Source organism: Nocardioides sp. URHA0020 (genome assembly GCF_000620705.1).
GTDB lineage: Bacteria > Actinomycetota > Actinomycetes > Propionibacteriales > Nocardioidaceae > Nocardioides.
Genome location: NZ_KK211170.1, coordinates 376,384 through 394,329, shown reverse-complemented (window position 1 = coordinate 394,329; position 17,946 = coordinate 376,384). Strand labels below are relative to the sequence as shown.

The following is a 17,946-nucleotide window of genomic DNA, read 5'->3' as shown; positions in this document are numbered from 1 at the left end:
GATCGGTCAACGCTAGATGCTAGCCGAAGATTCCTGCCCGGGCCGAATCCACGCGAAGCCACCGGCGCCTCCGGAGACCCGCACCAGCGTCCACCCCTCGGCCAGGCCGCGCAGGTCCTCCCCCTCGACGACGAACCGCACCGGTCCGGCGAGGTCGACCACCAGCGCCGCGGCACCGTCCTGAAGCGCCGATCGGGCGGCCACCCGGGCCATGACCGGCACCGGTCGCGCCTGCGGGTCCCAGCCCGCGAGGTGGGCGGCGGCCGTGAACGCGAGCAGGGCGAGCCGCCCGTCGGCCCCTCGCACCAGGACCGCCGCCATGTCACTGTCCTTCTCCCGGGCCAGCCCGGCGGCGTCGTGCTCGACCTCGCCGAGCACCGCGACGACCGGGACCAGGAGGCGGGAGCGCTGCAGGGCCGCGAGCGCCTCGACGTACGCCGTGGGGTCGCTCTGCCAGGCGGCCAGAGCCGCGGCGAGCTCGGGCGCGGCCGACCCGTCATCACCCGCGAACCCGGGGTCGGGGATCACGCGGGAGTGGGTGGGGTCGGGCTCGAGCACGGCTCCATTCTCGTCGGGACCGTCCCTCGCACCGAATCCGAGCGGCGGCCCGAGGCGCGCCGAGGTCGGCATGCAGGGCACGACGCGGCCGCCTGGGCCGCGACCCACCCGGCGTGTGGGACGCTTGAACGGTGGACGACGCAGCGTGGGCGGCACTCACTCTCAGCCTGACCGTGGCCGGCGGCATCTGGACCTGGTACGCCTTCCGCAGCCGCGGTCTGGCCTCCGGCGTCCGCGCCGCGGGCTTCACGTTGCTGCCGCTGGCGGCCTACCTGACCAAGACCCTGCAGATGTTCACCGGGATCGCCGGGGAGATCGGTGACTGGGCGAGCAACCTGGTCCTCAACCCGACCGTGTGGATGGGCATCGTGCTGGCGGGGCTCTCGGTGGTCCTGATCGGGGTCGGCGGCCGCCTGGCTGCCCGTGAGGTCGGTCCCGCCGCTGCCGAGCCCGAGGCACTGCCCTCCCGGGGACCCGGTCGCAAGGGCAAGCCGGCGCTGGCCGAGGATGACGACATGGCCGAGATCGAGGCGCTGCTGCGCAAGCGAGGGATCAGCTGATGCCACCGTCGGACGTGGAGCGCAACAGGCTGTGGTCGCGCCTGGGTGACGCGGTCGCCAAGCAGGGCGCTCCCCTGCCCACCCCGATCTTCGTCGTCGACCTCGACGCCTTCGACGCGAACGCCGACGACCTCGTGCGTCGCGCCGGCGGGCTGCCGGTCCGGGTGGCGTCCAAGTCGTTGCGGATCCCGGCCCTCATCCAGCGGGCGCTGGCCCACGACCGGTTCGAGGGCGTGCTCGCCTTCACGCTGCGCGAGGCCCTGTGGCTGCACGCGCAGGGCATCTGCGACGACATCGTCGTGGCCTACCCGACCGTCGACCGAGGGGCGTTGGCCGAGCTCGTCGCCTCGCCCAGTGCGGCGGCCGCCATCACGCTGATGGTGGACTGCACCGGTCACCTGGACGTGATCGACAGCGTCCGGGTCTCCCCCGCGGTGCCCGTCCGGATCTCGATCGACGTCGACGCCGGGCTCCAGCTCGCCGGCCAGCACGTCGGCCCCAAGCGGTCCCCGCTGCAGGACACGGCCGCCGTGGTGGCGCTGGCCCGTGAGATCGTCCGGCGCGACGGCTTCCGGCTCGTCGGCGCGATGACCTACGAGGGCCAGGTCGCCGGCCTGCAGGACGCCGTACCCACGGCGCGCGCGAGGTCGGTGATCGTGCGTCGGCTCAAGACGATGTCGATGTCGCAGCTCGCCGTACGGCGCCAGGAGATCGCGGACGCGCTGCGCGAGATCGCCGCGCTGGAGTTCTGGAACGCCGGCGGGTCGGGCTCGGTCGCCGAGACCGCCGCCGACCCGGTCGTCACCGAGATCGCCGCGGGATCCGGCCTGCTGGTGCCGACGCTCTTCGACCACTACCGCTCCTTCGAGCCGCGCCCGGCGTCGTACATCGGGCTTCCGGTCGTACGCCGCCCCGCTCCGGGCATCGTCACCGTGCACGGCGGCGGGATCGTCGCCTCCGGTCCGGCCGGTCCGGACCGGCTGCCGATCCCGTGGGCGCCCGCCGGCCTCGAGCTGATCGCGCTCGAGGGCGCCGGCGAGGTGCAGACGCCGATCACGGGTGCGCCGACCGAGCTGCTCGAGATCGGCGACCTGGTGTGGTTCCGACCCGCCAAGTCCGGTGAGCCCTTCGAGCACGCCCAGACGGTGCACCTGCTCGCGGGCAGCGAGCTGGTGGACTCGGTGCCGAGCTATCGCGGGTGTGGTCAAGCCTTCTGAGGCGTCGGCGCGGACGGTCCTCGACCTGACGCTGTCACGTCCGCCGACCCTCGGGAACGGACGGCTGATCTGCATCGACGGTCCGTCGGGCTCGGGCAAGACGACGCTCGCCGCGCAGGTCGTTCAGCTGGAGCCCGCCGCCCGCGTCGTGCACGTCGACGACCTCCTCGACGGGTGGGACGGGCTGCCCGGGCTGACCGACCAGCTGCGGACGCTGGTGATGACCCTCGCCGAGGGACGCCCAGCGGCCTACCGACGCTTCGACTGGATCGCGGACCGGTACGCCGAGACCGTGAGCGTCCCGCCCGGCCCGATGCTGGTGCTGGAGGGCGTCGGGTCGTGGGCGCCGTCGTACGCCGCGCTGGTCACGACGTCGGTCTGGCTGGAGGCGCCGGCCGAGGTGCGGCTCGCGCGGGTGCTCACCCGTGACGGTGCCGAGATCGAGCCGCAGATCCGGGCCTGGTCGGTGGCCGAGCAGGAGCACCTGGCCGGCACCGGCGCGCGGGGGCACGCCGACGTGCTGTTCGGGACCTAGGAGGCGCCCGTAGCCTGCTGCTCGGCGAGAGCCCGCAGCTCGCGCACGGCCCTCGTCGCGCGCGTGCCGTCGGAGCCCTGGATCCCCATCGCGGCGACCGTGGTGCCGTCGGTGAGGTCGAGGGTGACCCACGGTGCGCCCGGCGGCAGGTGCACCGCGACGAGCTGCGCCCACTCGTACTCGCGGCGCCGGTAGCCGTTGACGACCACGAGCCGTCCGGTCTCGGCGACCACGCGGGAGCGCACCAGGGCGAACCAGAGCGTGAAGGCGAGCAGCCCGACGGCGATCACCGTGGCTCGCTGGAAGCCCGTGAACCGGGCCTGGGTCTCCTCGTCGAAGCCGATCCAGGCCAGCGCGCAGACGACCAGCAGGCCGCCACCCACGACGGTCCCGGCCAGCCGGACCCCGAAGGGGCGCCAGGTGTGCGGGAGCGTCGGCAGGCCGGCTGCCGGCGGCCGGTCAGAGCCGGCAGGCATGGATGTCGGTGAGCAGGATGCCGCGGGCGCCGATGTCGTAGAGCTCGTCCATCAGCCGCTGGGAGCCGTCGCGCGGGACCATGGCGCGGACGGCGACCCAGCCCTCGCGATGGAGCGGCGCGATGGTGGGGCCCTCGATGCCGGGGGTCAGGGCGACGGCGGCGCTGACCCGGGGCTCCTCGATGTCGTAGTCCATCATCACGTAGCTGCGCGCCACCAGGACGCCCTCGATGCGGCGCTTGAAGATCTCGAAGTCGGAGGGCACCGAGCCGCCGCGCGTCACGAGGACCGCCTCGGACTCCAGGATCGTCTCGCCGAAGACCTCCAGACCGGCCTGCCGCAGGGTGCTGCCGGTCTCGACGACGTCGGCGACCACGTCGGCGACGCCGAGCTGGATGCTGGTCTCGACCGCCCCGTCGAGGCGCACCACGGTCGCGTCGATCCCGCGCTCCTCGAGGAACGACCGGACCACGCCGACGTAGGACGTCGCGATCCGGGTGCCCGCGAGCTGGCTCAGGTCGCTGAACGCGCCCTGCGGGCCAGCGAACCGGAACCGGCTGCGGCCGAAGCCGAGACCGGTGACCTCCTCGGCCTTGGCGCCGGAGTCCCGCAACAGGTCGCGACCGGTGATGCCGACGTCGAGGGTGCCCTCGCCGACGTACAACGCGATGTCACGCGGGCGCAGGTAGAAGAACTCGACGCCGTTGTCGGTGTCGATCAGGGTCAGCTGCTTGGAGTCCTCGCGCTGGCGGTAGCCGGCCTCGCGCAGGATCTCGGTGGCCGACTGGGACAGCGACCCCTTGTTGGGGACCGCGACTCTCAGGAGGGACATGGGGCTGCCTTCAGAGGTGGGCGTAGACGTCGTCGAGCTCGATGCCGGTCGCGAGCATGAGCACCTGGGCGTGGTAGAGCAGCTGGCTGATCTCCTCGGCCGCCCGCTCCTTGCCCTCGTGCTCGGCCGCCATCCACGACTCGGCGGCCTCCTCGACCAGCTTCTTGCCGATGAAATGGACCCCGGCATCGAGCTCGCGCACGGTGCCGGATCCCTCGGGGCGGGTCCGCGCCTTGTCCTGCAGCTCGGACCAGAGCTCGTCGAACGTCTTCACGGTCGACCAGCCTACGGCGTGGCTCCGGCGACCTGTGCCAGGGTCCGGGCGGTGAGCAGGGCAGCGGAGGTGGCCTCGTAGCCCTTGTCCTCGCGCGAGTGCGGCAGCCCGGCGCGCTCGAGCGCCTGCTGGTCGTTGTCGCACGTGAGCACGCCGAACCCGACCGCGACCGTGTGGTCGAGACCGACGCGCACCAGCCCGTCGGTGGCGGCGTTGCAGACGTAGTCGAAGTGCGGCGTGCCGCCGCGGACCACGACGCCGAGGGCGATGATCGCGTCGTACCCCTGACCCGCGAGGGCGCTGGCGACGACGGGCAGCTCGAAGGTGCCGGGCACGCGGACGACCCGGTGGTCGCCGACGCCGTACTCCGCCAGCGCGCGCTCGGCGCCGGCGAGCAGGCCGTCCATCACCTGGGTGTGCCAGCTGGCGGCGACGACCGCGACCTTCAGGCCGCTGGCGTCGAACACCTCCTGGTCGGGGGCTCCGTCTCCGGACATGGTCAGGCTCCGTTCTGGGCGAGGTCGGCCGCGTCGGCGGCCAGGTTGGGAAGGTCGTGACCCATGCGGTCGCGCTTGGTCAGCAGGTAGGCGATGTTGTGGTCGTTGGGGTGCGGGGTGAGGGCGACCCGCTCGGCGACGTGCACCCCGAAGTCCTCGAGGTTGTCGACCTTGTCGGGGTTGTTGGTCATCAGCCGGACGTTGGTGACGCCGAGGTCGCGCAGCACCTGGGTCGCCGTGCCGTAGTGCCGCGCGTCCGCGGGCAGGCCGAGGTCGAGGTTGGCGTCCACGGTGTCGCGGCCACCGTCCTGGAGCTGGTAGGCCTGCAGCTTGGCGACCAGACCGATCCCCCGGCCCTCGTGGCCGCGCAGGTAGACGACGACGCCGCGGCCCTCCTCGACGATCCGGTCGAGCGCCTCGTCGAGCTGCGGGCCGCAGTCGCAGCGGCTGCTGCCGAAGACGTCACCGGTGAGGCACTCGGAGTGCACCCGGGTCAGCACCGGCTCCTCGCCCGACACGTCGCCGTACACCAGCGCGATGTGCTCGGAGCCGTCGACGGTGATGCGGTAGCCGTACGCCGTGAAGTCGCCGTGGCGGGTCGGCAGCCGGGTCTCGGCCACGCGCTCGACCAGGTTCTCGTGGCGGCGGCGGTAGCGGACCAGGTCGTCGATGGAGATCATGGCGAGCCCGTGCTCGTCGGCGAACGCACGCAGCTCGGGAGCTCGCTTCATGGTGCCGTCGTCGTTGACGACCTCGACGAGGACCCCGGCCGGCGTGAGCCCGGCGAGCGTGGCCAGGTCGACGGCGGCCTCGGTGTGACCGCGGCGGACGAGCACCCCGCCCTCGCGGTAGCGCAGCGGGAAGACGTGCCCCGGACGGGTGATGTCCCAGGGCTCCGTCGCCGAGTCGGCGAGGACGCGGGCCGTGTGGGCGCGGTCCTTCGCCGAGATGCCGGTGCTGACGCCGTCGCGGGCGTCGACCGAGATCGTGTACGCCGTGCGCAGCCGGTCCTTGTTGTGCGGCGTCATCAGGGGGATCTCGAGCCGGTCGAGCATGGCGGCAGGCATCGGCACGCAGATCACCCCGCTGCTGTGCCGGATCGTGAACGCCATCAGCTCCGGGGTCGCCTTGCTGGCGGCGAAGATGATGTCGCCCTCGTTCTCCCGGGTCTCGTCGTCGACGACGATGACCGCCTTGCCGGCGGCGATGTCGGCGATCGCGCGCTCGACGCTGTCGAGGCGTACGCCGTCGTGCTGGGCGTCGTGCTGGGTCATGCGCTGACCTTCTCTCGGAGTTGCTGGCCGGGTGTGGCCGCGGTGGCGCGCCACCAGGTGATGAAGCCGGCGATGCACAGAGCGCCGTAGAAGACGTAGAGGATCGCGGAGGGGTAGTAGCCGGAGTGCCAGAGCAGCGGCACACCGACCAGGTCGACGGCGATCCAGGCGAGCCAGAAGTCGTTCCAGCCGCGGGCCATGGCGTACGTCGCCAGCATCGAGCCGACGAAGATCCAGGCGTCGCACCAGTAGTACCAGCGGGGGGCCGGCCACCCGGCGCCGACGACCGAGAAGACCCACTGGCAGACCAGCACGCCGGCAGCAGCAGCCAGCAGGTAGGCGACGCGCTCGCGTGCGGTCGCCCAGCGCGGGTCGATCGCGGGGACGTCACCGCCACCGTGCGCCTGCTTGGTCTGCTGCCAGCGGTGCCAGCCGTAGATGCTGGTGATGATGAAGAAGACCTGCCGCCCGGCCTGGCCGAAGAGCGGCTGCTGGGCCTGGGCGTCGAAGGTGGCGGCGATGAAGACCGTGAAGAGCAGGACGTTGCCGACGATCCCCACCGGCCACGCCCAGATGCGGCGACGCAGGCCGCCGACGGCCGAGGCGAAGCCGAACCCGTTGCCGACGATCTCCCGCCAGGTGATGGGGTGGCCGGAGATGGTCAGGTGCGCGTCGTACAGCGCGGAGAGCGTGCTCACTGCTGCCCCCCGGCGTGGGGCAGCAGGCGCTCGACGTACTTGGCGATGATGTCGACCTCCAGGTTGACCCGGTCGCCGGGCTGCCGGGCGCCGAGCGTGGTGCGCGCGAGCGTCTCGGGGATCAGGCTGACCGTGAACCGGTCGGTGCCGGCCTCGACGACGGTCAGGCTGACGCCGTCGACCGTGATCGAGCCCTTGTCGACGAGGTAGCGGCTCAGCTCGGTCGGCAGCGAGATCTCGACGACCTCCCAGTGCTCGCTCGGGGTGCGGCTCAGCACCGTGCCGACGCCGTCGACGTGGCCCTGCACGATGTGCCCGCCGAGGCGCTTGTCGGCGGTGACCGCGCGCTCGAGGTTGACCCGGTCGCCGGGGCGGACGCCGTACAGGCTGGTCTTGTCGAGGGTCTCCTGCATGACGTCGGCGGTCCACGTGTCCGCGTCGTACGTCGTGATCGTCAGGCAGCAGCCGTTGACCGAGATCGAGTCGCCCAGACCCGCGTCCTCGAGGACCGTGCTGGCGCGGATGCTGAGTCGGATCGCGTCGCCCTGGTCCTCGATGGCGGCGACGGTGCCGAGCTCTTCGACGATGCCGGTGAACATGTCAGTCCTCTCCAGGCGCCAGGGTCAGGCGCACGTTGGGCTCCTCGCCGTCGATCCCGGCGAGCACGGTGATGTCCGTGACCCGGGGGCGGAACGCCGCGGCGATGGTGGTGATTCCGAGGTCGGCGACGGCGGAGCGGCCGGCGCCGAGCAGCAAGGGTGCGACGTACACGACGATCTCGTCGACCAGGCCCGCCCGGAGGAAGGCCCCGGCCAAGGTCGGGCCGCCCTCGAGGAAGACGTGCTGGCGGTCGCGGGCGTAGAGCTCGACGAGGGCGGCGTGCGGGTCCCGCGTGCGCAGGTGGAGGCTCTCGGCGTCGCCGTTGAAGATCCGCCGGCCGGGGTCGAGGTCGCGCTCCCCCATCACGACGCGCAGCGGCTGGGTCGGGAGCGGCCGGTCCTGATCGTCGCGGACGGTCAGCAGCGGGTCGTCCACGGCGACGGTGCTGGCGCCGACCAGCATCACGTCGCAGAGCGCGCGCAACCGGTGGGTGTCGCGCCGGGCGGCGAGCGAGCTGACCCACCGGCTCGTCCCGTCGGCCGCGGCGCTGCGGCCGTCGAGGGTGGTCGCGAACTTCCAGGTGACGAAGGGGCGGCCGTGCTCGACGGCGAAGGTCCAGACCTCGTTGAGCTGGCGCGACTCGGCCCTCAGGAGCCCCGACTCGACCTCCAGGCCGGCCGCACGCAGCGTGTCAGCTCCCCCGGCCGCGTTTGGGTTGGGGTCGGACTGGGCGAAGACCACCCGTCGTACGCCGGCCTCGACCAGCGCCCGCGCGCAAGGGCCGGTGCGGCCGGTGTGGTTGCACGGCTCGAGCGTGACCACGGCGGTGGTGCCGCGCGCGCGGTCACCGGCGGCCGCGAGCGCGTCGGCCTCCGCGTGCGGGGTGCCGGCCCCTCGGTGGTGGCCCTCGGCGACGACCGCGCCGGCGTCGTCGAGCAGGACGCAGCCGACGCGGGGGTTGGGACCGAGCGGCACCCCGGGGGTGGCCGCCAGCGCGAGGGCGCGACGCATCGCCGCCTGCTCGGCTGCGGTGGTGCTCATGCTGGCCCCTCATGTCCGATCACGGACTCCGGGGCTGGACGGGGTCGCTCGCGTACGACGTACGTGAGGACACCTGCGTGCGCTTCCCATCCGGACTTTAACCGTCGGTCCAGGGTTCTCACCTGGTCAACCGGTCACTGGCGGTGACCGGGTCGCGGACTTCTGATCTCTCGATCAGTCACCGCCGGCTCGGAATTGCACCGACCCCAGAGCACGCGAGCTGAAAACTCGTCGGGACGAGTGTGCCACAACGGCGTCCGCGACCACTGCGTGTGGCGTGTCACATGGTGGATCCACCGGCTCTGGGGGCTGCGGTTTGGTCACCAACCGCAGATCTCGGGCGCAGATGTCTGCGGTTGGTGACCAAACGGCGTACGTCGCGGCAGGAGTGAGCCGCCGACTCGAGGATCAGGCCCGCGCGGACTCCGCCCGGGCCCGCAGCTCGCCGACCATCCGGTCGGGGTCGTCGGCGGAGTAGACGGCCGAGCCGGCGACGAAGACGTCGGCGCCGGCCTCGGCGCAGCGCTCGATGGTCTCCAGCGAGACTCCCCCGTCGACCTGCAGCCAGGTCTCGACGCCGTGCTTGTCCATGAGCGCACGCGTGCGCCGGATCTTGGGCAGGCACAGGTCGAGGAACCTCTGGCCGCCGAACCCCGGCTCCACGGTCATCAGCAGCACCATGTCGAGCTCGGCGAGCAGGTCCTCGTAGGGCTCGATCGGCGTCGCGGGTCTCAACGCCATGCTGGCGCGGGCACCGTGGGCGCGGATCTCGCGGGCCAGGCGGACGGGGGCCCGCGCCGCCTCGACGTGGAAGGTCACCGACCCGCAACCGGCCTCGACGTACGCCAGGGCCTCGCGGTCGGCGGCCTCGATCATCAGGTGCGCGTCCAGCGGCACGTCGCTCGAGCGGGCCAGCGCCTCGACCATGGTGGGACCGAAGGTGAGGTTGGGGACGAAGTGGTTGTCCATCACGTCCACGTGCACCCAGTCGGCGCTGCCGATCCGGGCCACCTCCTCGCCCAGCCGGGCGAAGTCGGCGTTGAGGATGCTCGGCGTGATCTGGATGTGGCCCACGGGCAGTCAGTCTAGGGGCTCCAGGAGCCCGGACTCGGCCAGGTGCAGGGCCAGCGTTCGGTACCCGACGTCGTCGAAGATCACGGTCAGCCGGTCGGACTCGACGTCGGTGACGACCCCGTCCCCGAACTCCGCGTGGTGGACCCGGCGCTGGACGGCGTACGGCGTCGCGGCGCGGTCGCCCGGGTCCGGTGCGATGTCGGCCCGGCAGTTGTCGCACCTGCCGCAGCGGTCGTCGCGCTGCTCCCCGAAGTAGCCGACGAGCAGCTCGGCGCGGCAGCGCCGGGTCTCGGCGTAGGTGCGCATCATCTCCACGCGCGACCTCTCCAGCCTGCGGTGCGACTCGGCGATCTCGATCGCGGCGTCCACCGCGGCGCCGCCCTCGACCGGGCCCTCCTGGGACTGGCGGGCCAGCTCCAGCAGGTTGACGATGCGGCCCGAGCGACGCGCGCTCAGGCCCGTGTGCGCGGCGACCGCGCGTGGGTCGGTCCCCAGCTCCGCGACGGCCGCGGCCACGCGCTCCACGTCGGGGCGCTTCGGGACCGCCGGGCTGAAGAAGCGCCCCAGCGAGAGGTCCTCGGGCCGGTAGGCCAGCGTCGCGGTCGCCGGCTCGCCGTCGCGCCCCGCCCGGCCGACCTCCTGGTAGTAGGTGTCGAGCGACTCGGGCACCTGGGCGTGCACGATCCAGCGCACGTCCGGCTTGTCGATGCCCATCCCGAACGCCGAGGTGGCGACCACGACCTCCGGGTCGCCCCGCATGAAGGCCTGCTGCGCCTCGTCGCGCCGGCGGCGGGCGAGACCGGCGTGGTAGACCACGGACTGGCGCCCGGCGGCGGCGATCGCGGCAGCGAGATCCTCGGCCGCCCGCCGCGTCCGGCAGTAGACGATCCCAGGCCCGTCCGCCGCCACGACGGTGTCGACCACGGCCCGGCGCTGCTCGGTCTCGGTCGCGTGCCGCACCACCTCGAGCGCGATGTTGTCGCGGGCGAAGCCGGTGACCACGGTCAGCGGGTCGCGCATCCGTAGCCGGGCCACGATGTCGTCGCGCACCGGCGGTGCTGCGGTGGCCGTCAGCGCGACGATCCGTGGCGCGCCGAGGTCCGCGACCAGCTCGCCCAGCCGGAAGTAGTCGGGGCGGAAGTCATGACCCCAGGTCGAGACGCAGTGTGCCTCGTCGACCGCCACCAGGCTCGGTCCGACGTCCGCCAGGCGCTCGCGGACATCGGGTCGGGACAGCTGCTCGGGCGCGAGGAACACGAACTCGAGGTCGCCGGCGGCTGCGGAGTCGAGCACGTCCTGCTGCGCGGACGCCGACTCGGCCGAGCTGATCCGGCCCGCACGCACCCCGGCGGTCGACTGCGCGACGTGGTCGAGCTGGTCCTGCTGAAGGGCCAGGAGCGGCGACACCACCAGGGTGGGACCGTCGATCAGCAGCCCGGCGAGCTGGTAGACCAACGACTTGCCGGCGCCCGTCGGGGCGACGAGCAGGACGTCTCGGTCCTCGAGCAGCGCGGCCGTGGCGTCGGCCTGGCCCGGCAGCAGCTCGTCGTGCCCGAAGGCCGACCTGGCGGCCCGTCGTACCTGGTGCAGGGTGTTGCCGTCACTGGACACGCGCGGAGGTGCCCACGAGCGACAGGCGCCATGCGCCCACCCCGGCCGCCCCGTGCGGCCCCGTGCGGCCCCGTGCGGCTCGGTGCGGGTCAGCCCTCCGGGTCGGCCGGAGGCTCGGCGCCCGCGGACTCGTCACGGTCGGCCCACTCGAGCAGGGGCGCGAGGTCGAACACGTGGTCGTCGATGCCGGCGTGCAGGTCTCCGAGCTCGGCGAACCGGTCGGGGACGGTGGCGATCGTGAAGTCGCGAGGATCCGCGTCGTCGACCTCGTCCCAGCGGATCGGGGTGGAGACCCGGGCATCGGGCAGCCCGCGCACCGAGTACGCCGCCGCGATGGTGTGGTCGCGCGCGTTCTGGTTGTAGTCCACGAAGAGGTGGTGCGGGTCGCGGTCCTTGCGCCACCACTGCGTGGTGACGTCGTCGGGGGCCCGGCGCTCGACCTCGCGGGCGAAGGCCAGCGCCGCGCGGCGTACCTCCTTGAAGCCGTGGTCGGGCCGGATCCGCACGTAGACATGCATCCCCTTGCTGCCGCTGGTCTTGGGGAAGCCCACGGCCCCGAGCTCGTCGAGCACCTCGTGCGCGACGTGGGCGACCCGGCGGACCTGGTCGTAGTCGCTGAGCGGACCGGGGTCCAGGTCGATGCGCCACTCGTCGGGCAGCTCGGTCTCCTCGCGCCGGCTGTTCCACGGGTGGAACTCGACCGTCGACATCTGCACCGCCCAGATCACCGCCCCGAGCTCGGTGACGCAGAGCTCGTCGGCGGTCCGGTCCCAGCGCGGGAAGTGCAGCTGCACGGTCTCGACCCACGGCGGCGCTCCGGAGGGGATCCGCTTCTGGTGCACCTTGTCGCCGGCCAGGCCCTTCGGGAAGCGGTGCAGCATGCACGGCCGCTCGAAGAGGGCGTTCACGATGCCGGGGCCGACGGCGAGGTAGTACTCGACCAGGTCGAGCTTGGTGGCTCCCGACTCCGGGAAGTAGACCCGGTCCGGATTGCTGATCCGCACCACCCGGTCGTCGACCTCGATCTCGACCGCGGGCGGCTTGGTGGGCATGCGCCCAATCTAGGGGGTGGCAGCACCTACGGTTCGGACATGGACTTCGACCAGCCGCCGGTGGTGCGGGTCTCCGTGGATCGGTCGCGCTCCCCGCGGCCCGACGCGTGGCCGATGACGGTCGCGGCCGTGGCCCAGCTGGTCCGCGACGGCCTGGACCTCGACCCGGGCGTGACGTTCCTGGTCGGCGAGAACGGCTCGGGCAAGTCGACGATCGTCGAGGCCGTCGCCGCGGCGTACGGCCTGGGCGTCGAGGGCGGCTCGACCGGGAGCCGGCACGCCACCCGGGCGACGGAGTCAGCCTTGGGGCGGGCCCTCCACCTCCAGCGCGGGATCGGCGCCGCCCGGTGGGGGTTCTTCCTGCGCGCCGAGACGATGCACGGCTTCTACTCCTACCTCGAGGACAACCCGGGCGGCCAGGACCCGGCGTTCCACGAGATGAGCCACGGGGAGTCCTTCCTCGAGGTGCTGCGCACGAGGTTCGACTCCCCCGGCTTCTACTGTCTGGACGAGCCGGAGGCGGCCCTGTCGTCCTCCTCGACCCTCGGGCTGATCTCGGTCCTGCACCGGATCGTCGAGGACGGCGGCCAGGTCCTCTGCGCCACCCACTCGCCCGTGCTCGCGGCGATGCCGGGCGCCACGATCCTCGAGGTGGGCGACTGGGGTCTGCGGCGTACGACGTGGGAGGAGCTCGAGCTCGTCGAGCACTGGCGCGCCTACCTGGACGCCCCGGGCCGCTACCTGCGGCACGTGCTCAGCGACGACTGAGACTCACGCCTTGCGCAGCAGCGCCAGGAACATCGCATCGGTGCCGTGCCGGTGCGGCCACAGCTGGAGCGTCCCGGGCAGCGGACCCGCGGCGTCCGGCACGTCGGGCAGGACCGGACCCAGGTCCTCGAGGGCGACGTCGTCTCGTCGGCCGAGCACGGCGGACACCACCCCGCCCGTCTCGGCCAGCACCGGGGAGCAGGTCGCGTAGAGGACCACGCCGCCGGGGCGGGTCAGGTCGAGCGCGGAGTCGAGCAGCCGCTCCTGGAGCCGCACCAGCTCGACCACGTCCTTCGGCCGTCGCCGCCAGCGCGCCTCCGGGCGCCGGCGCAGCGCACCGAGACCGGTGCAGGGCGCGTCGACGAGGACGCGGTCGAAGGAGCCGGGACGGTACGGCGGTGCCGTGCCGTCCGCGGTGACGATGCCGGTCACGCCGGGCGCTCGACGCAGCGCGCGCCGCACCAGCAGCGAGCGGTGCTGCTGGCGCTCCGAGGCGACCACACCGGCGCCGCGCTGTGCCGCCAGCGCCGCGAGCAGCGCGGCCTTGCCGCCGGGTCCGGCGCACAGGTCGAGCCACCGCGCGTCGGCACCGTCGATCGCCGCCGCCGCGGCCGCGATCGCGACCAGCTGGGAGCCCTCGTCCTGGACGCCCGCGCGACCCTTGACGACGGCCGGCAGCTGGCCGGGATCGCCCCCGGCCAGCACGACGCCGTACGGCGAGAGCACGGTCGGCTCGCCCGGCAGCTCCTCGCGGGTGGCGCGCCCGGGCCGGGCGACGAGGGTGACCTTCGGCGGCTCGTTGTCGGCGGCGAGCAGTGCCTCGAGCTCGTCATCGCGACCGAGCGCGGCGCGCAGCTCCTCGACGACCCAGGCCGGGTGGCTGTACGCCGTGGCGGGGTCGGGAGCGACCTGGGCGATCCATGCGGCCAGGTCCTGGGCCGAGACCTTGCGCAGCACCGCGTTGGCGAAGCCGGCGGCGCCCGAGCTGACGCGGAAGCGCACCAGGTCGACGGTCGTGCTGATCGCGGCGTGCGTCGGCACCCGCATCGCGAGCAGCTGGTGGGTGCCGAGCCGCAGCGCGTCGAGCACCTTGGACTCCACCTTGCTCAGCTGGCGGTCGATGCAGGCGGCGAGGATCGCGTCGTACGTGCCCTGCCAGCGGATCGTGCCGGACGCGAGCTCGGTCGCGAACGCCGCGTCGCGCCCGCTCAGCCCCTCCTCGCGGAGCAGCGCCGGCAGCACGAGGTTGGTGTACGCGCCGTCGACGCGCACCGACTTGAGCACCTCGAAGGCGACCCGGCGCGCCGGGTCGACCGCGCCGCGCTTCTGCTTAGGAGGCATCGAAACCGGCGCCGGCCTCGAGGCGCAGCCCGCGCGCCCAGTCGGCCGCAGCCATCTGCTTCTTGCCGTGGGCCTGCACGTCCCCCAGGCGTACGGCGTGGGTGCCGGTGCCGACGAGCACGTGGGCCTTGCCGACCTCCAGCACGCCCGGGGCGAGCACCTGCTCGGTGAGGGTGACGGGGCCGAGCTTGACCCGCTCGCCGGCGTACGTCGTCCAGGCGCCGGGGGCCGGCGTGCACGCGCGGACCTGGCAGTCGATCGCGATCGCCGGTCGGGTCCAGTCGACGCGCGCGTCGTCGACCTGGATCTTCGGGGCGAAGGACACGCCCTCGGCCTGCTGGGCCCGCTCGTAGAGCGAGCCGTCGGCGATCCCGTCGAGCGTCGCGACGAGCAGGCCGGCGCCACCCTCGGCGAGCCGCTCGAGCAGGTCGCCGGAGGTGTCGTCGGGGCGGATCCGCTCGGTCATCACGCCGAAGGTGGGACCGGCGTCGAGCTCCTTGACGATCCGGAACGTCGTGGCCCCGGTGACCTCGTCGTTGTTCCAGATGGCGTGCTGCACGGGTGCGGCACCGCGCCAGTGCGGCAGCACCGAGAAGTGCAGGTTGACCCAGCCGTGGGGCGGGATGTCGAGGGCCGACTGCGGCAGCAGGGCGCCGTACGCCACCACCGGGCAGCAGTCCGGCCGCAGCGCTCGCAACGCCTCCTGGAACTCCGGCTCACGCGGGTGGACGGGCTTGAGGACGGGCACGCCGAGCTCCTCGGCGCGCAGCGCGACCGGGCTGGGGGTCAGCTTGCGGCCGCGGCCGAAGGGCGCGTCCGGGCGGGTCACGACGCCCACCAGCTCGTGGTCGGACTCGGCGACGGCGTTCAGGGCGGGTACGGCGACCTCGGGGGTGCCGGCGAAGACGAGGCGCATCAGAATCCGAATCCGTGGGTGGCATGCGGGGAGACCTTGATCTGGGGCTGCTCCAGCCCGAACCACTCGGCCTCGCGGATCGCCTTCATCGCCGCCTTGCGGACGTCGCTGTCGAGGCGGTCGACGAAGAGGATCCCGTCGAGGTGGTCGGTCTCGTGCTGGATCGCGCGGGCCAGGAGCTCGGAGCCCTCGACGACCAGCGGCTCGCCGTACATGTCGAAGCCGTGGGCGATCACGGAGAGGGCGCGGGTGCAGTCGAAGCTGAGGTCCGGGATGGACAGGCAGCCCTCGGAGCCGTGCTGGGTCTCGGCGGAGAGCTCGAGCCGGGGGTTGACCAGGTGGCCGAGCTCCCCGTCGACGCGCCAGGTGAAGACCCGCAGGCCGACGCCGATCTGCGGGGCCGCGAGCCCGGCCCCGGGAGCGTCCAGCATCGTGTCGGTGAGGTCCTCGACCAGGCGACGCAGCTCCTTGTCGAAGTCGACCACCTCGGTGGCGGGCTTGCGGAGCACGGGGTCGCCGAAGAGACGGATGGGCTGGATGGGCACGCAGGGAGTCTAGTGAGCGCCCTCGGGTCACAGCGTCGGCGGATCGACCTGGATGCGTACGGCGTCCAGCTTGCGGGCCGAGCGCAGCCGCTGGAGCTCACCGAGGGAGCGCGAGAGGTCGGGCCCCGCGACCCGCGGGACCCGCACCACCACACGGCTCTCCCCCTCGCCCACCTCGACCGGGCCGAGCAGCTCCGCGGACGACGGCGCGTCCAGCAGGGTGATCGCGTCGTCCACGGCACCGGGGGCGCCGGTGATCGTGGCGAGCCGGCTGGCCGGTGGCAGGTGCGCGGCCAGGCGCTCGTCGGTCTCGCGCTCGGCGTTGCCGGCCGGGTCCCAGCGCACCAGCGCCTGCAGGGTCGGGTGCGCGGGGTCACCGACCGCGACGACTCGTCCTCCGGGCCGGACCAGTGCGGCGGCATCGGCCCAGCGGCGCAGCGCCTCCTCGCCGGCACGCAGGTCGATCCGGGAGAGCAGCAACCACGTGTCCAGCAGCACGACGGCGGCGTACCCGCCCTCGGCCACGGGCTCGGCGCCCGGGGTGGCGACCACGACCTGCTGCGCGCCGGAGACCGTCGCCAGCACCGTGTCGCCGGAGCTGGTGCGCACCCGGGTGTTGGGCAGCGCGCGGCCCAGCTCCTCGGCGGTCCGGGCGTCTCCCAGCACGGGCGCCCGCAGTCCCCGGTGGCCGCACTCGGCGCACGCCCACGCCTCGTCGACGGTGCCGCACCAGCGACAGATGGGCGGGCTCGCCGGGCCGGGCAGCGCCAGCGGTCCCTGGCAGACCTGGCACCGGGCCGGCGTACGGCAGCGCTCGCAGGCCAGCACGTTGACGTAGCCCAGCCGCGGCGTCTGCACCAGCACCGGACCGGTCTCCAACGCGTCGCGCACGGCCAGGTGGACCTCGCGCGGGATCCGCGCCCCACCCCGCGCGCGGTCGGTCTCCGCGCCGGCGATCTGGACCGTCACCCGCCGGCGTACCTCCGCCCGGTCCGCGACGATCTCCTGGGCCCACCCGGTGCGGAGCAGGTACGCCGCCTCGACCGTGCGCACGAACCCGCCGATCAGCGCGCCCGCGCCCTCCCTCTCGGCGCGCAGGAGCAGCGTCTCGCGGGTGTGCGGGTACGGCGCGCGCGGCTCGGCGTGCAGGTCGTCGCCGTCGTCCCAGATGACGACCAGCCCGAGGTCGCGCACCGGCGCGAAGCTCGCGGCGCGGGTGCCGACCACGACCCGGCGCGCGCCCCGGCTGATCGCGAGGAAGTCGCGGTAGCGCTGCGCCGGGCCGGCGTCAGCCGTCAGCGTGACGTGGTGCCCGGCGCCCAGCGTCGCCAGCAGGGCCCGGTCGACCCGGGCCACGTCCTTGCCGTCCGGCACGCAGACGACCACCCCTCGACCGGAGGCCAGGGTGGCCGCGGCGGCGTGCGCGACCAGGGTCGGCCAGTCCGTCGCCGGCGCCGCCGACCAGACCGCGCGCGGGCTGCCGCCGGCCGCGAGGTGGCGCAGGAAAGCCGGCCCGGGCTGGTGCTCCGCCCAGGAGGCCTCCCCCGCCGCGGCGTCGTGGTCCCACGGCGCGGCCGACGGCGACAGCTCCTTCTCGACGGTCGCGTGCCGGGGAGGTACGGCGAGCCGCAGCACGTCGGAGCGGGTCCCGGCGTACCTCTCGGCCAGCTCGGCCGCGAGCTCCGCGATGTGGGGGCGCAGCACCGGCTCGGGGCTGACGACCCGGCGCAGCGGCGCGAGCCGGCCCTGGTGGTCGCTCTCGGCGGCCCGCGCCAGCACGAACCCGTCGACGTCCTGGCCGGCGAAGCGCACCTTGACCCGGGCACCGGGCACGGCCGTCTCGGCCATCGCCACCGGGACCGCGTAGTCGAAGGTGCGGTCGAGGTGCGCGAGCGGGACGTCGACCAGGACCCGGGCGACCGGGTCGACGGCCGCCGGCTCGGCCTCCGCGACCTTGCGGGCGCGGGTGGCCCGAGCCTTCGCCTGCGATGCCTTGACCGTCGCCCGCACCATGCCCGGGAGCAGCTCGGGGTCGTCGGGTGCGGGCATGGGCGCAGTTCTACCAGCGCCCACGGAC

At 73.5% G+C, this 17,946-nt stretch carries 20 protein-coding genes and 1 riboswitch; of the genes, 4 read left to right on the top strand and 16 right to left on the bottom strand.

All coding sequences use genetic code 11. From position 1 onward, the window contains the following. Positions 1-12 precede the first annotated feature (12 nt). Positions 13-558 (bottom strand): SseB family protein, encoded by a 546-nt coding sequence (locus N542_RS0119265; RefSeq protein ID WP_028645330.1) that lies wholly within the window; start codon positions 556-558, stop codon positions 13-15. 131 nt (positions 559-689) lie between these two features. Between N542_RS0119265 and N542_RS25665 the strand changes: the two genes are divergently transcribed. The 3 genes from N542_RS25665 to N542_RS0119250 are packed head-to-tail and all read left to right on the top strand — an operon-like array spanning position 690 to position 2,870. After that, positions 690-1,118 (top strand): hypothetical protein, encoded by a 429-nt coding sequence (locus tag N542_RS25665; protein ID WP_051552065.1) that lies wholly within the window; start codon positions 690-692, stop codon positions 1,116-1,118. Further along, positions 1,118-2,335, top strand: coding sequence for an amino acid deaminase/aldolase (locus N542_RS0119255; protein ID WP_036508759.1), 1,218 nt, complete (start codon positions 1,118-1,120; stop codon positions 2,333-2,335). The genes N542_RS25665 and N542_RS0119255 overlap by 1 nt, the downstream gene beginning before the upstream one ends. Beyond that, complete coding sequence (locus tag N542_RS0119250; RefSeq protein WP_028645328.1) at positions 2,319-2,870, top strand: uridine kinase family protein; 552 nt, start codon at positions 2,319-2,321, stop codon at positions 2,868-2,870. The genes N542_RS0119255 and N542_RS0119250 overlap by 17 nt, the downstream gene beginning before the upstream one ends. On the opposite strand, the gene N542_RS0119245 is transcribed toward N542_RS0119250, so the two are convergent. From N542_RS0119245 to ligD, 11 genes are all read right to left on the bottom strand, one after another. Continuing rightward, positions 2,867-3,346 (bottom strand): PH domain-containing protein, encoded by a 480-nt coding sequence (locus tag N542_RS0119245; protein ID WP_028645327.1) that lies wholly within the window; start codon positions 3,344-3,346, stop codon positions 2,867-2,869. The two genes, N542_RS0119250 and N542_RS0119245, sit on opposite strands and share 4 nt — an antisense overlap. After that, positions 3,330-4,178: an ATP phosphoribosyltransferase gene (gene hisG, locus N542_RS0119240; RefSeq protein ID WP_028645326.1), complete on the bottom strand. Its 849-nt coding sequence runs from the start codon at positions 4,176-4,178 to the stop codon at positions 3,330-3,332. Before hisG ends, N542_RS0119245 begins: the two co-directional genes overlap by 17 nt. 10 nt (positions 4,179-4,188) lie before the next feature. Next, positions 4,189-4,452 carry a phosphoribosyl-ATP diphosphatase gene (locus N542_RS0119235; RefSeq protein ID WP_028645325.1) on the bottom strand — a complete coding sequence of 88 codons (264 nt, stop codon included), beginning with the start codon at positions 4,450-4,452 and terminating at the stop codon, positions 4,189-4,191. An 11-nt stretch (positions 4,453-4,463) separates the two neighbouring features. Next, positions 4,464-4,949, bottom strand: a complete 486-nt coding sequence (gene ribH / locus N542_RS0119230) for a 6,7-dimethyl-8-ribityllumazine synthase (RefSeq protein ID WP_028645324.1) — start codon at positions 4,947-4,949, stop codon at positions 4,464-4,466. Between the two features lie 2 nt (positions 4,950-4,951). Beyond that, a complete protein-coding gene (locus N542_RS0119225; RefSeq protein ID WP_028645323.1) occupies positions 4,952-6,223 on the bottom strand; it encodes a bifunctional 3,4-dihydroxy-2-butanone-4-phosphate synthase/GTP cyclohydrolase II in 1,272 nt (423 codons plus the stop codon). Next, entirely contained in the window at positions 6,220-6,921 is a 702-nt protein-coding gene (locus N542_RS0119220) for a nicotinamide mononucleotide transporter family protein (protein WP_028645322.1), read from the bottom strand. Before N542_RS0119220 ends, N542_RS0119225 begins: the two co-directional genes overlap by 4 nt. After that, complete coding sequence (locus N542_RS0119215; RefSeq protein ID WP_442937497.1) at positions 6,918-7,535, bottom strand: riboflavin synthase; 618 nt, start codon at positions 7,533-7,535, stop codon at positions 6,918-6,920. Before N542_RS0119215 ends, N542_RS0119220 begins: the two co-directional genes overlap by 4 nt. Continuing rightward, complete coding sequence (ribD, locus tag N542_RS0119210) at positions 7,522-8,562, bottom strand: bifunctional diaminohydroxyphosphoribosylaminopyrimidine deaminase/5-amino-6-(5-phosphoribosylamino)uracil reductase RibD (RefSeq protein ID WP_028645320.1); 1,041 nt, start codon at positions 8,560-8,562, stop codon at positions 7,522-7,524. Before ribD ends, N542_RS0119215 begins: the two co-directional genes overlap by 14 nt. A 73-nt stretch (positions 8,563-8,635) precedes the next feature. Further along, positions 8,636-8,781: riboswitch (FMN riboswitch) on the bottom strand. Positions 8,782-8,970: 189 nt separating this feature from the next. Beyond that, entirely contained in the window at positions 8,971-9,636 is a 666-nt protein-coding gene (gene rpe, locus N542_RS0119205; RefSeq protein ID WP_028645319.1) for a ribulose-phosphate 3-epimerase, read from the bottom strand. Between the two features lie 6 nt (positions 9,637-9,642). Further along, entirely contained in the window at positions 9,643-11,247 is a 1,605-nt protein-coding gene (locus tag N542_RS0119200) for a RecQ family ATP-dependent DNA helicase (protein WP_028645318.1), read from the bottom strand. An 89-nt stretch (positions 11,248-11,336) separates the two neighbouring features. Then, complete coding sequence (gene ligD, locus N542_RS0119195) at positions 11,337-12,299, bottom strand: non-homologous end-joining DNA ligase (protein ID WP_028645317.1); 963 nt, start codon at positions 12,297-12,299, stop codon at positions 11,337-11,339. 39 nt (positions 12,300-12,338) lie between these two features. Here ligD and N542_RS0119190 point away from each other — a divergent pair, with 39 nt between their 5' ends. Then, positions 12,339-13,067: an AAA family ATPase gene (locus N542_RS0119190; protein ID WP_028645316.1), complete on the top strand. Its 729-nt coding sequence runs from the start codon at positions 12,339-12,341 to the stop codon at positions 13,065-13,067. A 3-nt stretch (positions 13,068-13,070) separates the two neighbouring features. Here the strand turns inward: N542_RS0119190 and N542_RS0119185 are convergent, their stop codons facing one another. The 4 genes from N542_RS0119185 to N542_RS0119170 are packed head-to-tail and all read right to left on the bottom strand — an operon-like array spanning position 13,071 to position 17,918. Continuing rightward, positions 13,071-14,408, bottom strand: coding sequence for an RsmB/NOP family class I SAM-dependent RNA methyltransferase (locus N542_RS0119185; protein WP_028645315.1), 1,338 nt, complete (start codon positions 14,406-14,408; stop codon positions 13,071-13,073). Continuing rightward, on the bottom strand, positions 14,398-15,324 hold the full coding sequence (fmt, locus tag N542_RS0119180; protein ID WP_028645314.1) for a methionyl-tRNA formyltransferase: 927 nt from the start codon (positions 15,322-15,324) through the stop codon (positions 14,398-14,400). The genes N542_RS0119185 and fmt overlap by 11 nt, the downstream gene beginning before the upstream one ends. After that, complete coding sequence (gene def, locus N542_RS0119175) at positions 15,324-15,869, bottom strand: peptide deformylase (RefSeq protein WP_028645313.1); 546 nt, start codon at positions 15,867-15,869, stop codon at positions 15,324-15,326. Before def ends, fmt begins: the two co-directional genes overlap by 1 nt. A 27-nt stretch (positions 15,870-15,896) precedes the next feature. Next, the gene (locus N542_RS0119170) at positions 15,897-17,918 is read right to left on the bottom strand and encodes a primosomal protein N' (RefSeq protein ID WP_197026028.1); all 2,022 of its coding nucleotides are present in this window, start codon (positions 17,916-17,918) and stop codon (positions 15,897-15,899) included. Positions 17,919-17,946 lie beyond the last annotated feature (28 nt).

Bases quoted from the DNA above. Each gene is read 5' to 3' on its own strand.
- N542_RS0119245 (WP_028645327.1), bottom strand. From the start codon at position 3,346: ATGCCTGCCGGCTCTGACCGGCCGCCGGCAGCCGGCCTGCCGACGCTC.
- N542_RS0119225 (WP_028645323.1), bottom strand. From the start codon at position 6,223: ATGACCCAGCACGACGCCCAGCACGACGGCGTACGCCTCGACAGCGTC.
- hisG (WP_028645326.1), bottom strand. From the start codon at position 4,178: ATGTCCCTCCTGAGAGTCGCGGTCCCCAACAAGGGGTCGCTGTCCCAG.
- fmt (WP_028645314.1), bottom strand. From the start codon at position 15,324: ATGCGCCTCGTCTTCGCCGGCACCCCCGAGGTCGCCGTACCCGCCCTG.
- ribH (WP_028645324.1), bottom strand. From the start codon at position 4,949: ATGTCCGGAGACGGAGCCCCCGACCAGGAGGTGTTCGACGCCAGCGGC.
- N542_RS0119170 (WP_197026028.1), bottom strand. From the start codon at position 17,918: ATGCCCGCACCCGACGACCCCGAGCTGCTCCCGGGCATGGTGCGGGCG.
- ribD (WP_028645320.1), bottom strand. From the start codon at position 8,562: ATGAGCACCACCGCAGCCGAGCAGGCGGCGATGCGTCGCGCCCTCGCG.
- N542_RS0119255 (WP_036508759.1), top strand. From the start codon at position 1,118: ATGCCACCGTCGGACGTGGAGCGCAACAGGCTGTGGTCGCGCCTGGGT.
- ligD (WP_028645317.1), bottom strand. From the start codon at position 12,299: ATGCCCACCAAGCCGCCCGCGGTCGAGATCGAGGTCGACGACCGGGTG.
- N542_RS0119190 (WP_028645316.1), top strand. From the start codon at position 12,339: ATGGACTTCGACCAGCCGCCGGTGGTGCGGGTCTCCGTGGATCGGTCG.
- N542_RS0119185 (WP_028645315.1), bottom strand. From the start codon at position 14,408: ATGCCTCCTAAGCAGAAGCGCGGCGCGGTCGACCCGGCGCGCCGGGTC.